This window comes from Bacillus sp. CGMCC 1.16541, from assembly GCF_003184905.1.
Classification (GTDB): domain Bacteria; phylum Bacillota; class Bacilli; order Bacillales; family Bacillaceae_H; genus Priestia.
Window position 1 is genome coordinate 189,519 of record NZ_QFRU01000005.1, and the last position, 23,344, is coordinate 212,862.

Annotated in this window: 20 protein-coding genes; all 20 read right to left on the reverse strand. The window is 37.0% G+C overall.

The window, feature by feature from the left end; all coding sequences use genetic code 11:
* Positions 1-163 precede the first annotated feature (163 nt).
* The 20 genes from ftsZ to DIS06_RS09030 all read right to left on the reverse strand — a co-directional run bounded on the left by ftsZ (position 164) and on the right by DIS06_RS09030 (position 23,330).
* Positions 164-1,303: a cell division protein FtsZ gene (gene ftsZ / locus DIS06_RS08935; protein WP_110112914.1), complete on the reverse strand. Its 1,140-nt coding sequence runs from the start codon at positions 1,301-1,303 to the stop codon at positions 164-166.
* A gap of 42 nt (positions 1,304-1,345) precedes the next feature.
* Positions 1,346-2,650: a cell division protein FtsA gene (ftsA, locus tag DIS06_RS08940; protein WP_110112915.1), complete on the reverse strand. Its 1,305-nt coding sequence runs from the start codon at positions 2,648-2,650 to the stop codon at positions 1,346-1,348.
* Between the two features lie 118 nt (positions 2,651-2,768).
* Positions 2,769-3,131, reverse strand: a complete 363-nt coding sequence (locus tag DIS06_RS08945) for a small basic family protein (protein WP_110112916.1) — start codon at positions 3,129-3,131, stop codon at positions 2,769-2,771.
* 16 nt (positions 3,132-3,147) lie between these two features.
* Positions 3,148-3,849, reverse strand: a complete 702-nt coding sequence (locus DIS06_RS08950; RefSeq protein WP_110112917.1) for a DUF881 domain-containing protein — start codon at positions 3,847-3,849, stop codon at positions 3,148-3,150.
* A 74-nt stretch (positions 3,850-3,923) separates the two neighbouring features.
* A complete protein-coding gene (locus DIS06_RS08955; RefSeq protein WP_110112918.1) occupies positions 3,924-4,634 on the reverse strand; it encodes a DUF881 domain-containing protein in 711 nt (236 codons plus the stop codon).
* On the reverse strand, positions 4,609-5,391 hold the full coding sequence (locus DIS06_RS08960) for a cell division protein FtsQ/DivIB (protein WP_110112919.1): 783 nt from the start codon (positions 5,389-5,391) through the stop codon (positions 4,609-4,611). Before DIS06_RS08960 ends, DIS06_RS08955 begins: the two co-directional genes overlap by 26 nt.
* Positions 5,392-5,557: 166 nt before the next feature.
* A complete protein-coding gene (gene murB, locus DIS06_RS08965) occupies positions 5,558-6,460 on the reverse strand; it encodes a UDP-N-acetylmuramate dehydrogenase (RefSeq protein ID WP_110112920.1) in 903 nt (300 codons plus the stop codon).
* A 674-nt stretch (positions 6,461-7,134) separates the two neighbouring features.
* A complete protein-coding gene (spoVE, locus tag DIS06_RS08970; protein ID WP_110112921.1) occupies positions 7,135-8,235 on the reverse strand; it encodes a stage V sporulation protein E in 1,101 nt (366 codons plus the stop codon).
* 75 nt (positions 8,236-8,310) lie between these two features.
* Complete coding sequence (gene murD, locus DIS06_RS08975; protein ID WP_110112922.1) at positions 8,311-9,660, reverse strand: UDP-N-acetylmuramoyl-L-alanine--D-glutamate ligase; 1,350 nt, start codon at positions 9,658-9,660, stop codon at positions 8,311-8,313.
* Positions 9,661-10,635 carry a phospho-N-acetylmuramoyl-pentapeptide-transferase gene (gene mraY / locus DIS06_RS08980; protein ID WP_110112923.1) on the reverse strand — a complete coding sequence of 325 codons (975 nt, stop codon included), beginning with the start codon at positions 10,633-10,635 and terminating at the stop codon, positions 9,661-9,663.
* Between the two features lie 64 nt (positions 10,636-10,699).
* A complete protein-coding gene (locus tag DIS06_RS08985) occupies positions 10,700-12,163 on the reverse strand; it encodes a UDP-N-acetylmuramoyl-L-alanyl-D-glutamate--2,6-diaminopimelate ligase (protein WP_110112924.1) in 1,464 nt (487 codons plus the stop codon).
* A gap of 219 nt (positions 12,164-12,382) precedes the next feature.
* Positions 12,383-14,299: a stage V sporulation protein D gene (locus DIS06_RS08990; protein WP_110112925.1), complete on the reverse strand. Its 1,917-nt coding sequence runs from the start codon at positions 14,297-14,299 to the stop codon at positions 12,383-12,385.
* A 73-nt stretch (positions 14,300-14,372) separates the two neighbouring features.
* Positions 14,373-16,613, reverse strand: a complete 2,241-nt coding sequence (locus tag DIS06_RS08995) for a penicillin-binding protein (protein ID WP_110112926.1) — start codon at positions 16,611-16,613, stop codon at positions 14,373-14,375.
* Positions 16,613-16,978, reverse strand: a complete 366-nt coding sequence (ftsL, locus tag DIS06_RS09000) for a cell division protein FtsL (RefSeq protein ID WP_110112927.1) — start codon at positions 16,976-16,978, stop codon at positions 16,613-16,615. Before ftsL ends, DIS06_RS08995 begins: the two co-directional genes overlap by 1 nt.
* Positions 16,979-17,036: 58 nt before the next feature.
* Positions 17,037-17,969 carry a 16S rRNA (cytosine(1402)-N(4))-methyltransferase RsmH gene (rsmH, locus tag DIS06_RS09005; protein ID WP_110112928.1) on the reverse strand — a complete coding sequence of 311 codons (933 nt, stop codon included), beginning with the start codon at positions 17,967-17,969 and terminating at the stop codon, positions 17,037-17,039.
* Positions 17,970-18,440: 471 nt separating this feature from the next.
* Positions 18,441-20,066 (reverse strand): bacillithiol biosynthesis cysteine-adding enzyme BshC, encoded by a 1,626-nt coding sequence (gene bshC, locus DIS06_RS09010; protein WP_110112929.1) that lies wholly within the window; start codon positions 20,064-20,066, stop codon positions 18,441-18,443.
* Between the two features lie 91 nt (positions 20,067-20,157).
* Positions 20,158-20,541 carry a DUF3397 domain-containing protein gene (locus tag DIS06_RS09015; protein ID WP_110112930.1) on the reverse strand — a complete coding sequence of 128 codons (384 nt, stop codon included), beginning with the start codon at positions 20,539-20,541 and terminating at the stop codon, positions 20,158-20,160.
* Complete coding sequence (locus tag DIS06_RS09020; RefSeq protein ID WP_162595922.1) at positions 20,541-21,446, reverse strand: 2-dehydropantoate 2-reductase; 906 nt, start codon at positions 21,444-21,446, stop codon at positions 20,541-20,543. The genes DIS06_RS09015 and DIS06_RS09020 overlap by 1 nt, the downstream gene beginning before the upstream one ends.
* A 108-nt stretch (positions 21,447-21,554) precedes the next feature.
* Positions 21,555-23,096 (reverse strand): acyl-CoA carboxylase subunit beta, encoded by a 1,542-nt coding sequence (locus DIS06_RS09025; RefSeq protein ID WP_110112932.1) that lies wholly within the window; start codon positions 23,094-23,096, stop codon positions 21,555-21,557.
* 21 nt (positions 23,097-23,117) lie between these two features.
* Entirely contained in the window at positions 23,118-23,330 is a 213-nt protein-coding gene (locus DIS06_RS09030; protein WP_110112933.1) for a biotin/lipoyl-containing protein, read from the reverse strand.
* Positions 23,331-23,344: the final 14 nt, after the last annotated feature.

Below are 23,344 nucleotides of genomic sequence, written 5' to 3' on the forward strand. Positions count from 1 at the left end.
ACTTAACTGATAGAGCATTCTCGCACACTACAAAATAATGGTAAAGGTCGCTTCGGTTCCTCAAAGTTATAATTTAGTATAACTAAGTAAACATACAGTATTATCTCTTCTTTTCTAGTACACTAAAAAACACACCCTTATAAATAAGGATGTGTTTTTTGAATTATCGTCTACGATTACGGTTTCTTAAAAACGTAGGAATATCTAGCGTTTCTTCTGGCTGCTGTGAACCGCGACTAAAATCTTGTTGTTGTACAGGCTGCTCTTCACGTTTCATCTCACGTTTTGGCTGCTGAGGCTGTGATTTATGAGCAGAAGGGCGTCCCATTGGTTTAGGTTGTGATAAGTCTTGTTCGCTAAAACCTGTCGCAATCACAGTAACCACAATTTCATCTTTTAAGTTTTCATTAATAACCGATCCAAAAATCATGTTCACTTCTTGATCTGATGCAGATGCCACAATGTCAGCTGCCTCTTGTACTTCATAAAGACTTAAGTTCGTACCACCTGTGATGTTCATAAGAACACCTTGTGCTCCATCGATTGATGTTTCTAATAATGGACTTGAAATGGCTTTTTTCGCTGCTTCCGCTGCACGGTTCTCACCAGTAGCAATACCAATTCCCATTAACGCTGAACCTTTATTTGACATAATTGTTTTTACGTCTGCAAAGTCTAAGTTAATTAACCCAGGAACTGCGATTAAATCTGAAATACCTTGAACACCTTGACGTAATACGTTATCTGCTTCACGGAATGCTTCTAGCATTGGTGTATTTTTATCTACAATCTCAAGTAAACGATCGTTTGGAATCACAATTAACGTGTCAACAGCTTCTTTCATTGATGCGATACCACCAGCTGCTTGTGTTGCACGCTTGCGTCCTTCAAATGTGAACGGGCGAGTAACAACACCTACTGTTAATGCACCAAGTTCACGAGCGATTTGAGCAATAACAGGTGCTGCTCCAGTACCTGTACCGCCTCCCATACCAGCTGTTACAAAGACCATATCCGCACCTTTTAAGGCTTCTTGAATTTGCTCTTTACTTTCTTCAGCTGCTTTCTTACCAACTTCAGGATTAGCACCTGCACCTAAACCTCTTGTTAGCTTTGCGCCGATTTGCATTTTTGTTTCAGCTTTTGATAAGTTTAACGCTTGTGCATCCGTATTAACAGCAATAAACTCCACACCTTGAACACCGTGCTCAATCATGCGGTTTACTGCGTTATTACCTCCGCCACCTACTCCAATGACTTTAATTGTTGCTAATTGATCTACACTTGTATCAAACTCCAACATGATAGTTCCTCCTAATTCATCGAAATTGCTAGTATCGAAGCACTAATCAAAGAAGTATCCAAAAAACTTCTTCATGAAGGTTTGGTCGTTTTTCTTTTTTGCTTTTTGCTTCGGTTGTTGTTGCTGTTGTGGTGGTAATTGTTCTTTCGATTGATTCACAAACTCTTTTTCTACTGTTATCTCTTCCATGACAGGTGCCCCAATGTTACGGCCTTGAATTTTAGCATTTTTGTATGCAAACTTAATTAAGCCGACTCCTGTCGTATAATGAGGTTCACGTACTCCAATGTAATCTGGTACAGCAATACGCACATTATGGTGTAAGATATCTTGAGCCAATTCAGCTACTCCTGACATCGCTACTACTCCACCTGTTAATACGTAGCCACCAGGTAAGTCTGCATAGCCTAATCGCTGTAATTCATGAGAAACAAGCTCTAGAATTTCTTCTAATCTCGCTTCAACAATTTCAGAGATTTCTAGTTGATTAAACTGTTGGTGCTGATCACTTCCGATAATCGGTACACTAAAGACTTCTTCCTCCGATGCATAGTCATAAAAAGCATGTCCGTGTTTAATTTTAATGCTTTCTGCATCTTCAGTTGATGTACGTAAGCCAATAGATATATCCTTCGTAATATGCTCTCCACCTAGTGGAACTACAATTGCAGTTTGTAAGTTACCTTGATCAAATACTGAAATTGTGGTTGAGCCTCCACCAATATCAACCAATGCTACTCCTAGATTTTTTTCATCTCGAGATAACGCAATTGAACCCGCAGCCAAAGGTTGCAAACAAATATCACTAATCTCAAGACCTGCTCTTTCTACACATCGAAGTAAGTTATGTAAGATTGTTCTTGAACCTGTAATCAGTGTACCTTCCATTTCTAAACGTACACCTATCATTCCTCTTGGATCATTAATGTCTGCTAAACCATCTACAATGAATTGTTTTGGGATAACATCAATGATTTCACGATCTGGAGGAATGGACATGACTTGTGCCGCATCAATTACTCGCTGAACGTCTTCGTTCGTAATTTCACGGTTTTCACTCGATACTGCTACTACACCATGGCAATCTTGTAATTGTACGTGATTTCCACTTATCCCCACAACTACTCTCTTAATCGTAATTCCTACCATGCGCTCTGCCTGTTCTACCGCTTTTCTAATTGACTGAACAGTTTCATCTATATCAACGATTGAGCCTTTTTTTAATCCTTTTGATTTCACATTTCCTACACCAATGATATTCAATGAATCGTTACCCATCTCTCCGATGATTACTTTCACACTGGATGTACCGATGTCTAGACTAACATATACTTCATTGCTGTTCATTCTTTGGCACCTCCTTTGGCCTCCTAAACATATCAACTTCTTGCTAGAAGAACAACAATTATAAAATTTTTATTATATGAAAATATTCAACATGTATATCTTTTTCCCTTTTGGAAAATCAATTTTTTTCGACTTTTTCTCGTGTATTTGTCCATTTTGCTAAAAGTATTCGACGAATAACCGCTATATTTTGAAATAATCGAACGCCAAACGCAAAAACAGCTGCTAAATATAAGTCTACACCAATATGTACACCGAGAAAAGCTAAACTTGCCGCAAGGATAATATTGAAAAAGAATCCAGAAATAAATACTTTTTCATCATAGATATTTTGCAAATATGCTCGAATTCCACCAAAAAGTGTATCGAGTGCAGCTAGTACTGCAATGGATAGATAATTAATATATTCCTCTGGTATTCGAACCTCAGAAAGTAGCCCTAGTACAACGCCTACAATTAAGCCTAAAAAGGGTAACCACATTTTCTGTTTCTCCTTTCTACTCTTTTTCTACAGGCGACATATTTTTAATTCGGACTACTTGATCATACGCTGGTACCGCAACTTCTTCTAACGGTTCTGAAATAGTCAACCTTAAATTATCAGCAGCAAAATCATCCATTGCATTCGACACTTGCATTCGATTATATAAGCGATTAGCATCCTTGGCGATTACTTTAATTTCAAACGGAAATCTTGTCAACCAATAATCATTAACTTTTGTTCGACCATTAATGTCACGAATAACCGTTGTTGCTATAACACGTTGACCCGCAATGGATATTTCACGTGCATTATAAGAGTTTAACTCATTAATAAGTCTTTTTAGTAATTCTGGAGAAATTCCCTCGACTTTTTCACCAACAAGTGACTCATCAAAAAGCGGTTCTACTGTTAACACGAGACCATTACCTGTCAGTTCTGTGAGACCAGCTTCTTTCTTTAAATCATTTAAAGCATCTTTTAATACTTGCTGATTATTCTGCTCAGCTTCATAACTTCTTAATTGTTCATCGTATGTTCGAATTTCTCTTAAGATCTTCGTTTGTAATTCTTGTTCTTTTTTTATATCTTCTCGAAGTTCCCAAGCGTCTCGTGTATCTCGAACAATGGGTTGCTTTGTAGTTTGAAACTGAACAGCAATCATAAGACCAATAACAAATGTAATAATAGTGAATTGAATATTCTTCTTGCTGTTCAAGTTTAAACTCTCCTCTTTTTTCATAAATAGAAGGTTTATACCAAACACTTTGGCATTATCTAATGATTATGCAGTTAACTTGTTTCTGCCCCGATTACGGGAACCATTTCTATTGTATCCTGCTTTGACATTTTTACAACAACATTATCTCTCACCAATTGATCTTTAACGCCTCCCGCAATATTTAATGCTGGGTATAAGACATCAGGATCACCGATGGCACGAATAACAAATGGAGCAGGAAATTGATTTCCATCTATCGTGATCACAGGACCATTACAAACGATGTATGATTCTTTTGTAAGACGTTGACCATTTATTGATACTGCAGAAGCTCCTGCAATGAGTAATTCATTTACTACATTAAATACGTGATTTTCATGAACAATATAGTTGTTCACATTTTGTTCAGATGGGACATAAGAAGCATCAGATAGTGTTACCTCTACTCCTTTTCCCTTTACTTTAATTTTCCCTGTATACATCCTAAGCTTTTCTACATCTTCAACTAAGTTAAATAAAACTTGCTCTTGTTGTGCAAGTTTTTCTTCAACCTTTCGAACGCTTTCCTGCTTATTAGCTAATTCTTGCTGAAGCCTGTTGTTTTCTTGCTCTTGGTCGATAAGCATTTGCTTATATTGATACTCTCGTGTCCATTGTCGCTCCTCTAAAAGTTGCGCATTTTTTATTTTTGCAAACTGATAAGAGTATGAAAGCATGAAGCCAAGGACTAAAAATACTAACGATAAGAAAACATACTTACCCCTCAACTTCACCTTCTTCATCTCCCTTTTCTTTTTCATATGGAATAAAAGTAGGTCTTTCTTCTAAGTCAATAATCCCTCTTTGTTCCGGCGTCAGTTCTTTTACTACTGAAGGATAAAGAATAATTTTATCTGAAAAATTACTGATCTTTGCACTTACTTCTCGTCCATCATTCATGAATAACTTAATATGCAATGCTTCAGAATCAGTTGGAGTATGATACACTTCAGAAATTGCATCTGTAATACTTTTCGGAACCTTTGCGAGCTCTTGTACAAACTCTTGGATAACCTCTGCATTGTTCCAATCAATAAGTAGTGGCGCATCTGAAGAAATGGGCTCTCCCTTTACACCACTTAGCACTTTTCCTGCTTCATTTATCGGGAAATATTTACCTTTTTCTACTACATAGGCTACTCTTTTATATTCCATTACATGAATAGTGACTTTATTCGGAAACGTTTTATCAATTACGACCTCTTTAACCTCAGGATGACTCTCGACTTTCTTTTTTACTTCGTTTTTATCTACTTTCCAATAGCTTGTCTTAGTTGATAACTCACTCATAGACACAATTTTCTTGTCGCTAACATATTGATTGCCAGCCACATTAATCTTTGAAATACTACTAAGCGATGATTGAAAATACACAATTAGTAGAATAAGGATAAAAAACAGCGAAAGATAAAATACAAGTCGCTTGTTCGCTTTATTCTTTCTTTGCTCTTTCAACTTAGGTACACGATCTTCTAGAACAATTAGTTTTCCTTTTTCCATTTGGTTTCACCCTTATCAGCATCAGAAGATAAACGCCTTTTTAATGAAGTTGTTTATCTTCTACTGTCTATAATGAGATTACACACATTATAGCACATAACGAAGAGCTTATTCTCTATATTTTCCATTTAATTAATCATTTCATCGTTCATATTTCCTTCGTTATTTAATCAATAATCTCAATTTCAGTATGCATCTCTACATCAAATTGATTTTTTATAGTCTTTTTCACATGATCAATTAATTGTAAAACATCTAACGCCGTTGCTCCACCTGCATTCACGATAAAGTTAGCATGTTGTTCACTAATTTTTGCGCCTCCAATGGCATATCCTTTTAGACCTGCTTCTTGAATCAACTGACCGGCATATTGTGGTAAAGGATTTCGGAAAATGCTACCTGCACATGGATAATTCCACGGCTGAGTTTCCCGGCGATAATCCTTATTTTTCTGTAAAACAGCAACAATTTCTTCCCGTTTTCCTTGCTTTAAATCCAAGATAGCTTCAATACATACACCAGGGCGTTTCGCTTGCAAAATTGAATGGCGATAAGAAAAATCAAGTTCTTCTTTAGTAAGCCATTCCATCGATCCGTCTTCAAATAGAATATGAGCTTTCGTCACAATATGAGACATATCCGCACCATGAGCACCTGCATTCATGTAAACGGCTCCACCTACTGATCCAGGTATCCCACCAGCAAATTCTAATCCTGATAAACCTTGCTTGGTTAACATAGTCGTTAATTTAATAAGAGAATACCCGCCACCTACGCGAACAGTTTCGTTATTCACCTCAAGATGGTCTAACCCATTTCCAAGCTTAACAACTACTCCTCGAATTCCTTCATCAGAAACAAGTAAATTTGAGCCTCGACCAATAGCGCGCCATTTCACATTATGCTTTCTAATGATACTCATTACTTGTTGTAAATGTTCAATTGTATCTGGTTCTACTAATAAATCAGCCGGACCACCTATTTTAATTGTTGTATGATTGGAAAGTGGTTCATTTTTTAAGACTTTTCCAATATTCATTTGTAGTAATTCTTTTTCTAATACTTCCATAAGGACCTCCTAAAAACATTGTTAGTTTATTCATGTTGTCATTTTCGAATAGTTATGTTTCATTATTATATGATATTCACCTATAGAATGTACGTAATCCATTCTCCACAGATTATCGCACTTTTCATTTTTCATTGTAAAGCCATTATTAAAGGAACTCTATACCCGTTACAATACAATTTTATTTCAGTATAAAATCTTGGTGATCCTTTTATGTAATAATGTAACATTTGAACATATTTCTATTTAGAAAGTGTTCTCTATAACTTTCGAAAATATCATTGTTTTTTTGTCTTATTTCTAGGCATGCATTTTCATTCGTGTACTTATTGTTCAAAAGGAGCATTACAAAAGGAGCATGCATGTTTGCTGCCCTTTCATTTATACCACTTTTCTATTAAAAATAAAGTCTCTTTGTGCGCTTTTATAACGAACTACCTTACATTTGACAAAACAGCTTACTTTACACATCATACCATACATACATAGATTTTTGATTATGAACAGATTACAATTTAGAAACATTTTGACACAAAATAAGCTTTGTCTAAAAGGAGAGATGCTCCTTTTGACAAAGCTTACAAAACGTCCTGCGTATCGGGAGTCAAATCAGTCATTGAATTAGTCATGAACTTTATTGACAGCCTCAACAGCAACCTTGCGAACATTGATGTTTAATAGCGAGAGTAACGACTTACATTGAGCAAAACACCTACTGCCGCTAACATAAGGGTTAACGAGGATCCCCCATAACTTAAGAAAGGAAGAGTGATACCTGTTACTGGCATTAAACCTGTGACAACTCCAATATTAATCATTACCTGAATCGCGATCATTGATATAATACCAAGAGCTAAGAAGCTACCATATAAATCCGGAGCACCTAGTGCTATACGGATTCCTCTCCACAATAATAAGCTAAATAAAATTAGAATGAGAGAACCACCGATAAAGCCTAGCTCTTCTGCTAAAATAGCAAAGATAAAATCGGTTTGAGGCTCTGGTAAATAAAAAAACTTTTGGCGACTTTGACCTAAGCCCAGACCTAACAATCCACCTGGACCAATTGCATATAACGATTGGATAATTTGAAACCCACTTCCTAACGGGTCTTCCCATGGATCTAAAAAAGATGTAATTCGCTTTATCCGATATGGAGCAGATAACACAAGTCCAACAAAGCCTCCTACACCTATAAGACCTAGCCAGACGAAGTGACTAATCTTCGCACCAGCGACAAAAATCATGACTACACAAGTTCCTACTAACACGGTTCCAGTTCCTAAGTCAGGCTGTAACATAATAATTCCAAAGGCCAAAAACACAAGTCCTAGTGATGGCATTAAACCTTTCTTAAAAGACGTAATGTTTTTCTGATTATCAGATAGAAATTTCGCTAGAAACGTAATCATCGCAAATTTCATAAACTCTGATGGTTGAATGGAGAAAGCCCCTACTCCAATCCAACTTTGTGAACCATTTCGAACGAGTCCAACACCTGGTATCAAAACCATAATAAGCATAACAAAACACACAATAATAATCGCTTTTGCCCATGTTCTCCAAGTCCAATAATCAATGTTCATAATTACGAACATCGATACAACACCTAGACCCGCAAATAACATTTGCCTTTTTGCAAAAAAGAACGAATCATCAAATTTATATGTTGCCCACACAGCACTTGCACTATATACCATAATAAGCCCTATTGTGAGCAACGAAAGTGTAACGATGATTAGAAAGAAATCAGGAGTAGACCTCTTTGTCGACAATGCTATACACCTCTAAGCTATATATTAGGGCGCATTATGCTCAAACGATTCTTGTAAGTATTTATAGACAAGCCCTTATTTCAGTTTATGCACACTTTGAATAAAGATGTCACCACGTTCTTCAAAAGTTTTAAATTGATCCCAACTTGCACAAGCGGGTGATAATAATACAACATCACCTTCATCTGAATAACTGTATGCATCGATTACTGCTTGTTCAACATTATCGACACGTTTTACGTTTTGTATTCCCATCTCTTTTGCTACACGTTCTATTTTTTGCGCTGTTTCTCCGAAGGTAACAACGGCTTTCACATGTTTCAATGAACTTTTTAACTCATCGAATTCGTTTCCTCGGTCTAGCCCTCCAGCAAGCCAGATCGTGGGCTGTGTAAATGCAGAAAGTGCAACTTTGGTAGCAAGTATGTTCGTTGCTTTTGAATCATTATAAAATTTTCGGCCGTTAATACTTGTGACATACTGTACACGATGCTTAACTCCTGTAAAAGTTGTTAATACTTTACAGATTGCCTCATTTGAACATCCATACAGTTTGACAACTGCGACCGCTGCTAAGATATTTTCAAGATTGTGCTTACCTGGTAAAACAATTTTATCTAATGGAATAATGGCTTCATCATTAAAATAAACCATATTATTTTTGACATAAGCACCTTTTTCAAGTTGCTTTGTTGTTGAAAACTGAACGATTGTTGCTTGTGTATCTTTCGATGCTTTTACAACGACTTCATCATCTGCATTCACTACTGCATAATCATTTGTTGTTTGATTTTTAAAAATAGATGCTTTCGCTTCTATATATTCTTCTTTCGTTCCATGATAATCAAGATGCGCATCAAAGATATTTAATAATAATGAAATATGTGGCTGAAACTTGTTAATTCCCATCAACTGAAAAGAAGATAACTCCGTTACAATGACATCTTCTTTTTCTGCTTCTTGTGCAACTTCACACGCAACCGTCCCAATATTTCCCGCGATACGTGGACGTCTGTTTCCGCGCTCTAACATCTGATAAATTAACGTTGTTGTCGTTGTTTTTCCGTTACTTCCTGTAATCCCTATAAAAGGTGCTTCACTCACTTCAAAAGCCAGTTCCACTTCTGTAATAATGGGAATGTTTCTCTTGAATGCTTCTTGAAGAAGTGGATTCTTATATGGAATACCAGGGTTTTTGATAATAACATCAATATTTGTTAGAAGTTCTAATGGATGATGCCCGCAAACGACTTGAATACCTAACTTTTCTAGTTGTTGCGCTGCTTCATTTTCTTCATAAGGTTTTTGATCATTTACAACAACAGAAGCGCCTAATTGATGAACAAGCTTTGCAGCTGCCGTGCCACTTTTAGCTAATCCTAAAATTAATACATGTTTGTTTAGATACGTATTCGTTTTTTTCACTTAAATCCACACCTCAATATAAATTCCAAGCATCGCAAACAGTAATCCTACTGCCCAAAAGGTTACAACTACTCGCCATTCTGACCAACCGCTTAATTCATAATGATGGTGAAGCGGGCTCATTTTAAACACTCGTTTCCCTGTTGTTTTAAATGAAGCTACCTGAATAATAACGGATAATGTCTCAATCACAAATACTCCACCAATAATGATAAGCAAGAACTCTAACTTCATTAGAATAGCAATTGTTGCAATTGCACCGCCTAGTGCTAGTGAACCTGTATCTCCCATAAATACTTTCGCTGGATGCGAGTTAAACACTAAAAAACCAAGAACAGAACCAACTACAGCTACTGAAAAAATCGCTACCTCAAATTGAGAAGCATTCCAAGCTAAAACAGCAAATGCTCCGAACGCAATAGCACTTGTACCTGAAACTAACCCATCTAATCCATCTGTTAGATTAACAGCATTCGAGAATCCAACTAACCATATCACTAGGAACACAATATAGAACCAACCTAAGTCAATTGAAAAATTGACAATTGGAATGGATACAACTGTCGATAACTCTGCTTGACGTGAAATAAGATAAAAGATAATAGCAATGATTACTTGACCTAAAAACTTTTGTTTTGATGTTAAACCAAGGTTTCGTTTTAAGACTACTTTAATAAAATCATCTAAAAAACCTAACAAACCGAATCCAACCGTTACAAGCAATAATAAGTACGTCTCAACAGTCGGCTCTAGATATTGATTTGTCATAATTAGCGTTGTCACAATAATGGACAGTAAAATCATTACGCCTCCCATTGTAGGCGTTCCGGATTTTTTTTGATGTGACTTCGGCCCTTCATCACGTATGCTCTGGCCAAATTTTAATCTCCTTAAAAAAGGGATGAAGATAGGCGAAAGGATAACTGAAATAAGAAATCCTAACGCGATGGTAAATAAGATTACTTGCTCAAGCACAACTTTTCCTCCTCTTGCTGCATCGATTGAATCTGTTCTTTTCTATAATCGGCTGCTGTTAGTATCATTTTTTCTCCTTAATGAACTGACGTGCCACTTCACGATCATCAAAATCGAAGACTTGATCCCCAACAATTTGATATGTTTCATGCCCTTTACCAGCAATTACAATCACATCATCCGCTTTAGCTTGATTAATGGCATATTGAATGGCTTCTTTACGGTCAATGATTGAAACATAATTTGAAGTCTCTACTCCATCAATCATATCTTGAAGAATTTGCTGTGGACTTTCACTTCTTGGATTATCAGATGTTAAAATGGCTTCCGTACTATTTTCAGCCGCGATACGAGCCATAATTGGTCTCTTCGTTCGATCTCGATCGCCACCACACCCAACAATAACATATATACTACCTTTTGCGAATTGTTTCACGGTTTTTAACACATTTTCTAAACTGTCTGGTGTATGTGCATAATCAACAACAACTGTGAACGACTGTCCTTCATCTACTACTTCAAATCTACCTGCTACACCTTCAATATTGGCAATTTCCTTTACAATAAGGGATAGCGATACACCTGAAACGAGGCAAGCAGCTGTTGCAGCTAATACGTTGTACACACTAAACTTTCCAATCAACTTCATCTTTACTTCCGCTTCTTCATGAGGCGTTACGAGCGTAAAAGTCGTACCTGCGTTCGTCATCTGAATATTTTTGGCTTGAATATCACACTTGTTGTCAATTCCATATGTAATAACCGTTGCAGCCGTATTTCGTATGTACTCATTTGTCGCTTCATCATCTGCATTTAATACAGCAAATTTTGGCTTGCTATGATTATAAGCATTTCCTAATTGCGCAAACAATAGCCCTTTTGCTCGGCGGTAATCATCCATTGTTTTATGATAATCAAGATGATCTTGTGTTAAGTTTGTAAATACGGCAACATCGAAATCACAACCATGCACCCTTCCTAAGTCCAGCGCATGAGAGGAAACTTCCATCATCGCTACATCCACATGTTCTTCTATCATGCGATGAAACGTTTGTTGCAACGTAACAGATTCTGGAGTTGTGTTCTTTACATCATATGCTTGATCACCAATTCGAATCTCAATTGTTCCAATTAAACCTGTTTTTTTCTGATTTGCTTTAAAAATATGTTCCATTAGATGGGTGGTTGTCGTTTTTCCATTAGTTCCTGTCACACCAATTAGATGCAATTTTTGTGTAGGCTGTTGATAAAAGGCATCTGCTAAGACAGCCATTGCACGCTTTGTATCTTTGACGATAACAACTGGAATATTTACATCTAAAGGTTTTTCCGCAACAATCGCACTAGCTCCTTTTTCAACAGCAACATGGGCAAAGTCATGACCATCTACTGTATATCCCTTCACGCATATAAATAACGATCCATCTTTTACTTCTCTTGAATCCATCTCAATCGATGTAATTTTTACATTTTCTTCTGGTATGCTTTTAAAATCGTGCAAAGACGATAACAATGTGTACAGTTCCATTCTAACCAGTTCCTCTCTTCTAATTAAGTTCTAACCCTTATATGTCCCTTGATCATCTCTTTATAGATTATACTACAGAAGCCATTATCACTCTCATTAGGTTAATAAGGTATTATTTTTGTGAAATTTGAAAACCTCTTTTGCAAACAACGTCAACATTTATCTTACAGAAAAAGAAGCCACGGGGGAATTTCCCCAAGGCTCACTCTCATCTACTCATTATTCTCCCATATATATCCTGATTCTCGAACCTTCCTTGACTTTTGTACCAGGTGCTGGTGATTGCTTTATGACTTTATCACCATCTCCGCTAATATCGATCTTTAATGTAAGCAATTGTTGTTGCAACTCTTTAGGTGACAAGCCAACCAAGTCCGGCACCTGAATAAGAGGAGTGTCAGGCCACATTAGCTCTTTCTCAATTTGATCTTTACGCGGTTTAACTCCCATTGTACGTAAGCTATCTTCCATCATTTTACCAACAATAGGTGCTGCGACTACTCCACCGAATTGAATGGTGCCTTTTGGGTTATCAACCGCTAAATAAATTACAAGCTGCGGATCATCTGCAGGTGCAAAACCAATGAATGAAACAATATGATTGTTTTCTAAATATCTTCCATCTTGTGCTTTCTGAGCTGTACCTGTTTTACCACCTAAACGATAACCTTCAACAAAAGCTGGACGTCCTGTTCCTTTTGCGACTACACTTTCGAGTGCAAATCGTACTTGCTTTGATGTCTCTTCAGACACAACTCTTCTTTTGGCAACAGGCTTATTTTCACTAACTACTTTACCTGTAGAAGGGTCGATCCATTGTTTTGCTATATATGGCTGATAGAGTATTCCACCATTTACAGCTGCTGAAACGGCTGCAACTTGCTGAATTGGTGTGACAGATACGCCTTGTCCAAATGCAGTTGTTGCTTGTTCAACTGGACCTACTCGCTCCAGTGGAAATAAAATTCCTTTTCCTTCTCCTTGAAGGTCAATTCCTGTTTTATCACCAAAGCCAAAGTTGCGAATATATTTAAATAACGTATCTTTCCCTAAACGATCTCCTAGTTCAACGAAACCAGGGTTACAAGAGTTTTGAACAACTTCTAAAAATGTTTGTTGTCCATGTCCTCCCTTTTTCCAACAACGAAGTCGAGCACCACCAACTTCCGCTGCTCCATCATCATAAAATTGATCACTTAATAAATCAACCTTTTTTTCTTCTAATGATGCTGCTAGAGTAATAATTTTAAATGTTGAACCAGGCTCATACGCACTCCAAATTGGTAAGTTACGATTGTATGTTTCAGGTGAAACATTTCGAAAGTTAGCCGGATCAAATGTTGGTCGACTAGACATCCCTAGGATCTCTCCATTTTTAGGATTCATCGCAATTGCAATAATTCCATCTGGATTATACGTTGATTGAGCAATGTCTAACTCTCTCTCCATAATGGTTTGTACGCGAGAATCAATCGTTAACTTCAAGTCTAAGCCATCTACTGGTGATGTATAATCATCAGCAATATCAGGCATTTTCTTTCCTTTAGCATCCGAATATAACTTCACGTAGCCTTTTTTACCACTTAGCTCTTTATCGTAATATAGCTCTAAGCCTGTTAAACCCTGATTATCAATTCCAGCAAAGCCTAAAACGTGGGATAAATAGCTCCCAAATGGATAATGACGAATGGAATCTTCCGCAATGTAGACACCTTTTAAATCTAAAGCCCGAAGTTCATTCGCTTTTTCATGTGAGATTTTTCGTCCTTCAGGTTGCAAATACACACTTGATGCTTTTTTTGTAATTTGCTTATACGCTTTTTCTTTTGACATATTTAAAACAGCTGCAATTTCCTCTGCTGTTTGAGCTGGGTCTTCAATTTGCCTCGGCATAACAAGTACGGTAGGTGCACTCTTATTGGTGGCTAATGGAACACCATTTTGATCTAAAATTTTACCACGCTCCGGCTCAAATGGAATGTTTCGACTCCACAACCCTTTCGCTCTTTCTGTCAATATGTCTCCTAATACAAATTGAACATAACCAAGCCTTACATCAATGACAAAAAAGATACATATTCCGACTAATAGTACAGTAACGAGCCTTTTTCGTACTGTAACCCCTGATACACGCATATACTAGAACCTCCTCTAAATAGGCTCGTTCCAATATATGCTTGTACAAAGATTACTAGAACTAATGATTTTGCTAGTCTAATGGCTTTTTCTCATCCTCTTCGTCACTTTCTTCTTCGTTACTCTTCTCTTGTTGGACTTTTGCTATTTTTTGTGGGGAATCCAGTTTTACAATTAAATAGTCTCCTTTTTTAATTGTTCCATTGACTGGGATATTTTGCTCAATAACAAATCCATTTCCAACGGCACTTGGTTGTAACTCTAAGAATTCACTAAGGCGAAGTACATCACGATACGACCAGCCTGTTAAATCAGGAACCTGCAATTTACTATCAGTCTTTATGAACACTTTTTGACCTTTTAACATACGTTCATCATTATTCGGTGACTGTTCCGCTACTTTCGTACCTTTTCCTACTACAATGGGTTCGAGTCCTTGCTCTTTTAACTTTGTGGTAGCTTCAGTTACTGATTGACCAATATACGAATCAACTGTTGAGCCGTGTTCAACTTTGGATTTTGTTTGATTCTTTTCCTTCGGTTCTTCTGGCTCAATCTTTAGATATTGCAGACTGTTTTTCATCACAGAGTTAAATACCATAGAAGTTGGAGCTGATCCTGTTTCTTGTAGTGTAAGCTTTGGCTTTTTCACCGCTACATAAACAATTAACGAAGGATCATCTGCTGGAGCAAACCCTAGGAAAGAGAAAAGGTTTTTACCATGACCACTTTGGTACCTTCCATTTTGGTCTGTAATTTGTGCAGTACCTGTTTTACCCGCTACTTGATAACCTTCAATGTTATATGGCTTACCTGTACCATCCTCTTCTGTCACAACCGTTTCTAATATATCTAATACCTTTTTAGATGTTTGCTTAGAAATCGGTTCTCCAATCAATTTAGGTTTCGTTTCTCTTTTCACTTCTCCGGTCGTGCCATCTACTACTTTTTGAATGACATACGGCTTCATCATTTTTCCTTCATTTGCAATAGCAGTGGCTGCTTGAATTTGTTGTATCGGTGAAAATGCAGACCCTTGTCCAAATGCCGTGGTGATACGATCACGTACGTACTTAGACACGATGCGGCTAGAAGCTTCGTTTGGAAGGTCGATCCCAGTCTTTTTTGTAAAACCAAATCTCTCTAAATACTGAAGGTACGTTTCCGTCCCAATTCGCTCGTTTACAAGCATAGCAATAGCCACGTTCGAAGATCGACGAATTCCTTCATCAAACGTAATTGTTCCCCAACCAGCTCCTCTATTATGATCTCGTATAGGCCTTGATGGATCTTCTGGAATTCGGTAGCCACCCGATTTATACAATTCGTTTCCGTTATAGGCTCCTTCTTCGATAGCAGCTGCAAGTGTAAAAATTTTCATAGTAGAACCTAGTTCATAACGACCTTCAACAATAGGATTACCATAGCTTGTAATATCTCGAATATTAGGGTTAAAGCTCGGGCGACTAGACATCCCAAGAATCTCACCTGTTTTTGCATTCGCAACAACAGCCATCATTTGTTCAGGTTCATATTCTTTCTCTGCTCTACTTAACGCTTCTTCAACAAACGTTTGAATTTTCTCATCAATGGTTAAGTATACATTATCACCATTTTTTGGCGGAACAATTGATTCTTTCGGGTCAGGTAGTTTAATTCCATTTCGCGCACTCTGATACTTCATATAACCATCTGTTTCAGCTAACTGCTTATTAAATACTTGCTCAATCCCCATTTTCCCGACGATCTTACCTGTATCGTCTTTTTGGGCATAACCTAAAATATGAGAAGCAAATACACCATTCGGATACAAACGCTTTGCATCTCGAACAAACGTTATACCTGGCAATTGCAGCTCTTCAATTTTTCGTTTTAATTCATGACTAATATCTCTTCCTCCAGGTCCTAACTCTACTTGAAAGGAATCTTTTGTTAATAGATTCTCTAATTTTTGTTCTTCCATTTCAAGCAATGGTGCAAGCTGTTGAGCTGTCTTCTCAGGGTCTATCACATGCTTTGGCTCTTTTTTATTCTTTGTTTGATTTTTATCTAAAATGGCAACCACTGTGTAAGCCCCAGTATCGTGGGCAACAGGCTCTCCTCGACGATCATAAATAGTTCCACGGTGTCCTTCAATCGTACTTTGTCTCGTATACTTTTTTTGAGCGATTTGTGCTAAAGCTTCTCCTTCTGCTTTACCTGTAGCTTGGATATAGAAAAAGCGACTTCCTAATATAAAAAAGAGCAAGGCGAATATTGAAGTTAATATCGCTGCTCCTATGGTTATATTTTTATTTTTTTGAGTTGAATTCATTAGTCTTTAACAACCTTTACGTTGTTTTCATTTAAATCCAAGCCAAGTTTTTTTGCTTCTGCCCAAATACGCTCATACGTGCTTAATTCTACAACTTCTAGCTTTAGTTCATTATTTACACGTTCTTGTTGTTCAATTTGCCCTTCTAGGTTTTGGATACTTGCATTAACCTCATATAAAGCAGCTTGATTTGACACAACTTGCACAGCACCGAACAATAACATTGCGAAAAACCCTACATAAATTAACTTTTCCCCTAGAGAAATCCGACGCTTCTTTTGTTTTAAAACACGCTTGGATTGGCTTTGACTTTGCTGCTGATGTTGCTGTTGATGTTCTTTCGTTTGATAAGCGACATTTGCCAATACGTTCCCCTCCCTCTTTTTTATGAGCTTTTTGTGTCAAAACGCGTTATGTAGCAACTTATAATTTCTCTGCAATCCTTAGTTTTGCTGAACGTGCGCGATTATTTTCGTCCAACTCATGCTCAGTTGGTAAGATTGGTTTCCTTGTAATTAACTTTAACTTTGGTTTGAACTCATCAGGTATAATCGGTAAACCTGGAGGTAAGGGTGGTGTTGTACTTGCTTTTTTAAACGTAACTTTACAAATACGATCCTCAAGTGAATGGAAGGTAATTACACTGATACGTCCACCTGGGCTTACCACATCAATTGCTTGTTCAATTGCATCTTCAAATACTTGCAATTCATCGTTTACCGCAATACGTATTGCTTGGAAAACTCGCTTAGCAGGATGTCCACCTGTTCTTCTAGCAGGAGCTGGAATAGCATCCTTAATGATCTCTACAAGCTCTAGTGTCGTTTCAACTACCTTTTTCTCTCGGTAGGCTTCAATCTTTCTTGCAATCTGCTTTGAAAATTTTTCTTCGCCATATTGAAAAAAAATCTTTACTAGCTTTTCATATGGCCATTCATTCACAACATGATAAGCAGAAACCGGTGCACCCTGATCCATTCTCATATCCAATGGTGCATCATGATGATAGCTAAATCCTCTTTCAGGCGTGTCTAATTGAGGTGATGATACTCCTAAATCAAATAACACACCATCAACTGAGGTAATACCATGAAGTTCAAGTTCTTCTTTTAAATAGCGAAAGTTACTTTTGATAATTAATACTCTATCCATATAAGGTTGCAATTTTTGCTTCGCATTTTCAATAGCTATATCATCTTGGTCAAAGGCCACTAATTTCCCACCTTCACCTAGCTGCTTTACAATATATTCACTATGTCCTGCTCCACCTAAAGTACAATCTACATACGTACCATTCGGCTTAATGTTTAAGCCATCTGCTGCTTCTTCCAACAAAACTGTTGTGTGATTAAACATGCTGACACCTACTTCTTTTCATTAACTACTCTTTGCTTCTCGTGTAACATTTGAGTTGAAACGTATAAACATTTGTTATCTTCAAATGATGTGTATACGCTTTTTCTATTATATATCAAAATTCAACATATTTTCAGCTATTTCTACAAAAGATTACGTAGAATTTTGTCCTTCTTTTAGAGAAATCGTCTTTTTATTAACTCCCTCTTTTAAAAAGGTTTAAAACATAGAAAAATATGGTAGTTAGTTTCTATACGTATCTCATACTTTTCTTTTACTAAAAACAAATTTGAATGCTTTTCGGTTTGCTAACGTCTATCTATGTCGACCTTGACATGTAGGGGTAACAACTCAAAGCGTTACTTTATTCATTTTATCCTTCCTAAGAAAATTTATTATCTTCCTAGAATAACTTTCTTTGTTCTTTATTCTCGTTCCAAAAATAAAATCCTGCTTTTAAGCAGGATTTTATTAGAGAGAAACTACTTTTAATTTATGATTAAATTCGACTTCCTGCCTTAATAAATCTGACACAAATTGCACTCCATATTTATTAAGATAGTAACATACATTCCATACTCTCTCTTGAGGAGCACCCATCGGCCTTACAGCCAATTCAATTGCATTATACTTTTTAAGGATAGCTTCATTTTTTGTTAATTGTTTTGCTTCGACAATTTTTTGAGCAACTTCAAGCTGCTTTTGAATATTCACTCGATTTTTCAGTAACAATTCTTCAAAATATGGGTCTTCTTGTAGAACGTTTTTTCGAAGTTTTTGATGAACTTTTTCAAATTCTTCTTTTGCTTGGTTAAAATACGCTTCATAAGGATTACGTACATCATTCATAAGCCAAGACTCTCGTTGTTGGTGAATCCCACTATTTAGCGCTTCTTCAATTGAAATATTCAATTCTTTCATATAACTTTCGATTGTACGGTCGATTAACGCATACGATAGACGTGGTAACACAGGCGGCATTTTAAAGTTAAATAGTTCAAAAGCCGGTTTCAATTCAGCCCAATAGGCAACCTCTCCAGGACCTGCAATAAACGAAAGGGTAGGGAATAAAAACTCTTGCATAATGGGCCTAGTTACCACATTGTTACTGAGACGTTCAGGATGATTTCTCGCAACGAATAAAAGCTCTTCTTGTGACAGAGCAATTTCACCTTGTTTCCCAACAAACTGTTGACTTCCCCCATCTCTCTCGAGCAATATTCTCTCTCCCTCCTTTGAATAAAAAAGGTGGGCTGTTTTTTCTGTTGCGTCGATGAGCGGTTTATATAACTGTTTCACTTCACTTTGTTGATTGATCACGGAAGCTGATAGGTTTGCATTCTGCTCAACCAAGTTTACAAAGAAAGAAGATTCTATCTTCCGAACTTCAGGTGAAGCTGCATCTATTAAAATTAACCCTGTGTGAGCAAAAAGTCTAGTAGTCAATGTAGCAAAGAAGTCTACGTATGTTTTTGCTTCCGTTAGACAGTCCATTACTAACGCTCTTACATTGTTAGAATGCTCTGTTTCACTAAACGATTGAAAAACACCTTCTATCCACTTTTCACAAGCTTGATGATCAATAGTCATTGATGAAACCATTTCTTTTGTTTGCTGTTTATTTTTCAACGCTTTTTTAATTAGTTTTTGTTTATCAGACACATAAACATGATTTATTTCTGCAAAGTCATGATCCTCTCCAGCGATCCAGAATACTGGTAACACAGGAATCCCTAGAGCTTTCTCTTGCTGACGTGCAAATAACACAATAGAAATGACTTTGTGAATGGTATAAAGCGGTCCAGTTAACAAACCTGCTTGTTGTCCTCCGATGACAACAACACTATTTAAATCTCTTAGCTTCTCGATATTCTCTAACGTTTTTGATGAAGCACCGTGTTTCTTATTAAACGCACGCAAGTAGCCTACTAGCTCTTCACGAGGATATGATTGAGCCTTCAGATCTCGAACTCTTTTTTTATATACATCTTGTTCATGTATATTATAGTGAAAAAAAGCTAGTGCTTTGTCTATTCCATTTATGTAGTCATTTGTTAATTGATTAGTCGATGTAAACGAGACATCTGTAACCTGCATGAAAGAACTTCCTTTCTTCGCTCTAATTCCTAAATCATACACACATAAACCTATTATGCACATTGTATATATGTTCGTCTAGTAACGTGACTTATAACGAAGAAATTCGCAAAATAATTCCACCAATCATAAGACCCACGTATAGAATCGAAAATAACAGAAGGTTAACACGCCAAAATCCCTTTAACACTTTCGGCAAGTGAATATCCTTTTTTACTTTCCAATGTAGAAAAATAGTGAGCATTCCAATACCTAATAAAAGTAAAGTAATTAACCACCAATAAGATACTCCCGATATTGCATAAGTTAAATAATGTGCTGCTAAAATTAAAAAGAACGTCATAATATATGTAGCCAGATGAAAAGACTTCTTTTTATTTTTAGTTATTTTTCGTAAAACCATGTAACTAAAAATAAACGCCAGAAGTGGTAACGTTACAAATGTCGCAAAAATACTTCCTAAAATGGTACCCATTATAATTCTCCTCTCTCTTTATTCTCTATCCCTTTTATCGAATGATATAAAAAATTTGTAAGTGGCATCTCTATTTTTTTTCGAGAAGCTTCTTCTAAAATGTACCCTAATATAGCATCGATTTCAGTGCTATTCCTCCCCATCACATCTTTTAACATCGACGAATGGTTGTCTGCCGTTTTACGACAGATGGTTAACACCCCTTGCCAATACACCTCTTCATTCTTTAAGGCCAACCCCTGTTTCACTTCATTAAATAGTTGTGTCATCGTATGGAAAAACGCTGGGTTTTTTATTAACTCACCGTTCTTGACACGGTAAAGAGCTGTAAGGGGATTAATGATAGCATTAACAACTAATTTTCTTATGACTATTTCCTGCCAATCTTCTTCTAGCGTAAATACAAATGAAGGTTGATTAATCCTATGTAATAAAGAATTTGCTTGTTCATGGATTCCTTTATATATGCCTATACGAGTCATTCCCACCCCTGTATGGACGACTGCATTGGCACCTACTTTTAACGCTCCGTGTTCCACTACCCCTATTAAAAGATGCTCATGGAATAAAGAGTCAATGATAGAAAGATGTTTCATCCCATTTTGAATAAATAAGATTGGAGTAGATTGAGGTGTTAATTGAAGGTAATGTAACACTTCTTGTAGGTGGTACTGTTTGACCGCTACAATAATCAAGTCAACTTCTTCAATTGGTTCTTTTAGCTGTTGTCCAGTCACTCTAACACATTTCTGTTGGTCATTCTGAGTAAGAACTACACCATTTTCGTTAATAAATTGTGCTTGTTCTTGCGTTCTCGTATACAGTATTACTTTAAACTCTCCGCCTAAATATGCACTATATAGTAAACCGATAGCCCCTCCACCGACGATGGCAATTCTTTTCATCTTTATCCCTCTTTTTATTTCTTTCATTTTCTATTTCGGTTTGTTTCTTTTTTTATCCTTTATTTTCAATGAAGAAAAAGCCCGATGACAAATGTCACCGGGCCTTTATTATACTGGATAAACAGGGTGCTTGCGAACACCAAATGGCATTTCTTTGGATGAATAGTATGCAAAGCGTTTAATTAGTGTATCTCGCAGCTGATTAGCAGGTACAATATCATCTACAATCATTTCGGACGCTAATTTGTATATGTCGATATGCTCTTTGTATTCTTGTTGTTTTTGTTGAACGTACGCAATACGCTCTTTTGGATCTTCAATTTGGTTGATTTTATTCGAGTAAACAGCATTAACTGCGGCTTCTGGACCCATAACAGCAATTTGAGCAGTTGGCAAAGCAATACAACAATCTGGTTCAAATGCCGGGCCAGCCATCGCATACAAACCTGCTCCATATGCTTTTCTCACAACAACTGAGATTTTTGGTACAGTTGCTGAACTCATTGCAGCAATTAGCTTCGCTCCATGACGGATAATTCCTGCTCTTTCTACTTTTGTCCCAATCATAAATCCTGGCACATCTGCTAAGAACAACAATGGAATATGGAACGCATCGCAAAGTTGGATAAACTTTGCTCCTTTATCTGCAGAATCAACAAATAGAACGCCACCTTTTACTTTAGGCTGATTCGCAATAATTCCAACCACTTTCCCATCAATTCTAGCAAATCCCGTTACTAATTCAGGAGCAAATAACTTTTTAATTTCAAAAAAGCTTCCTTCATCAATGAGAGCGTCAATCGCTTCGTACATATCGAACGGTACGTTTTGATTCTCAGGGATAATATCTACTAGTGGTCTCCCCTGCTTTGGTGCCACTGATTCACATTCTTTTGTGTGTTCTTGAAAATTGTTAGGGAAGTATTTCAAGTAGTTTCTAGCATGAGCAATGGCTTCTTCTTCTGAATGAGCCAGCACATCTCCACAGCCACTCACTGTGCAATGCATTCGTGCTCCTCCCATTTCTTCAAGCGTCACTTTTTCACCAATAACTTTCTCAGCCATACGGGGAGAACCTAAATACATAGAAGCATTGCCATCAACCATAATAACAATGTCACAAAATGCTGGAATATAAGCCCCACCTGCTGCAGAAGGGCCAAACAATAAGCAAATTTGCGGAATCATGCCAGAAAATTTGACTTGATTGTAAAAGATTTTTCCTGCACCTCTACGATTAGGGAACATCTCTAACTGATCCGTAATACGCGCACCAGCAGAATCAACTAAGTACAATAAAGGTACTCTTAATTTCTCAGCTGTTTCTTGAATTCGAATAATTTTTTCAACTGTACGCGCTCCCCACGAACCTGCTTTAATCGTAGAATCGTTCGCCATCACACAAACCGTTTCTCCATTGACTTTTCCGATAGCTGTTACAACGCCATCTGCAGGTAAATCTCCAGCCATATTGTTTGCGAACATACCGTCTTCCTCGTATTGTCCATTGTCAAACAACAACGCTAAGCGATCGCGAACGAATAATTTGTTTTGTTCCTTTAACTTTTGGTGGTATTTTTCATGTCCACCTGCTTCGATCTCACGACGCTTTTCTTCATATCGTTCTTGCAAGTTTTTCGTATGTATCATCATGTCATCCCCTTTGTATGATTATTCTACCGTTACTAAAACATCGCCTTCATTTACAAAGTCACCAACATTGACATTTACTGCTGCAATCTTACCTGCTTCTGGGCTTTCTACTGGAATTTCCATTTTCATAGATTCAAGAAGTAATACAACTTCTCCTGGAGATACGTCACTACCCTCTGCTACTAATACGTTTAAAACCATTCCTGCCATGTTTGCTGTAATTTCTTTCATAATTGATTTCCTCC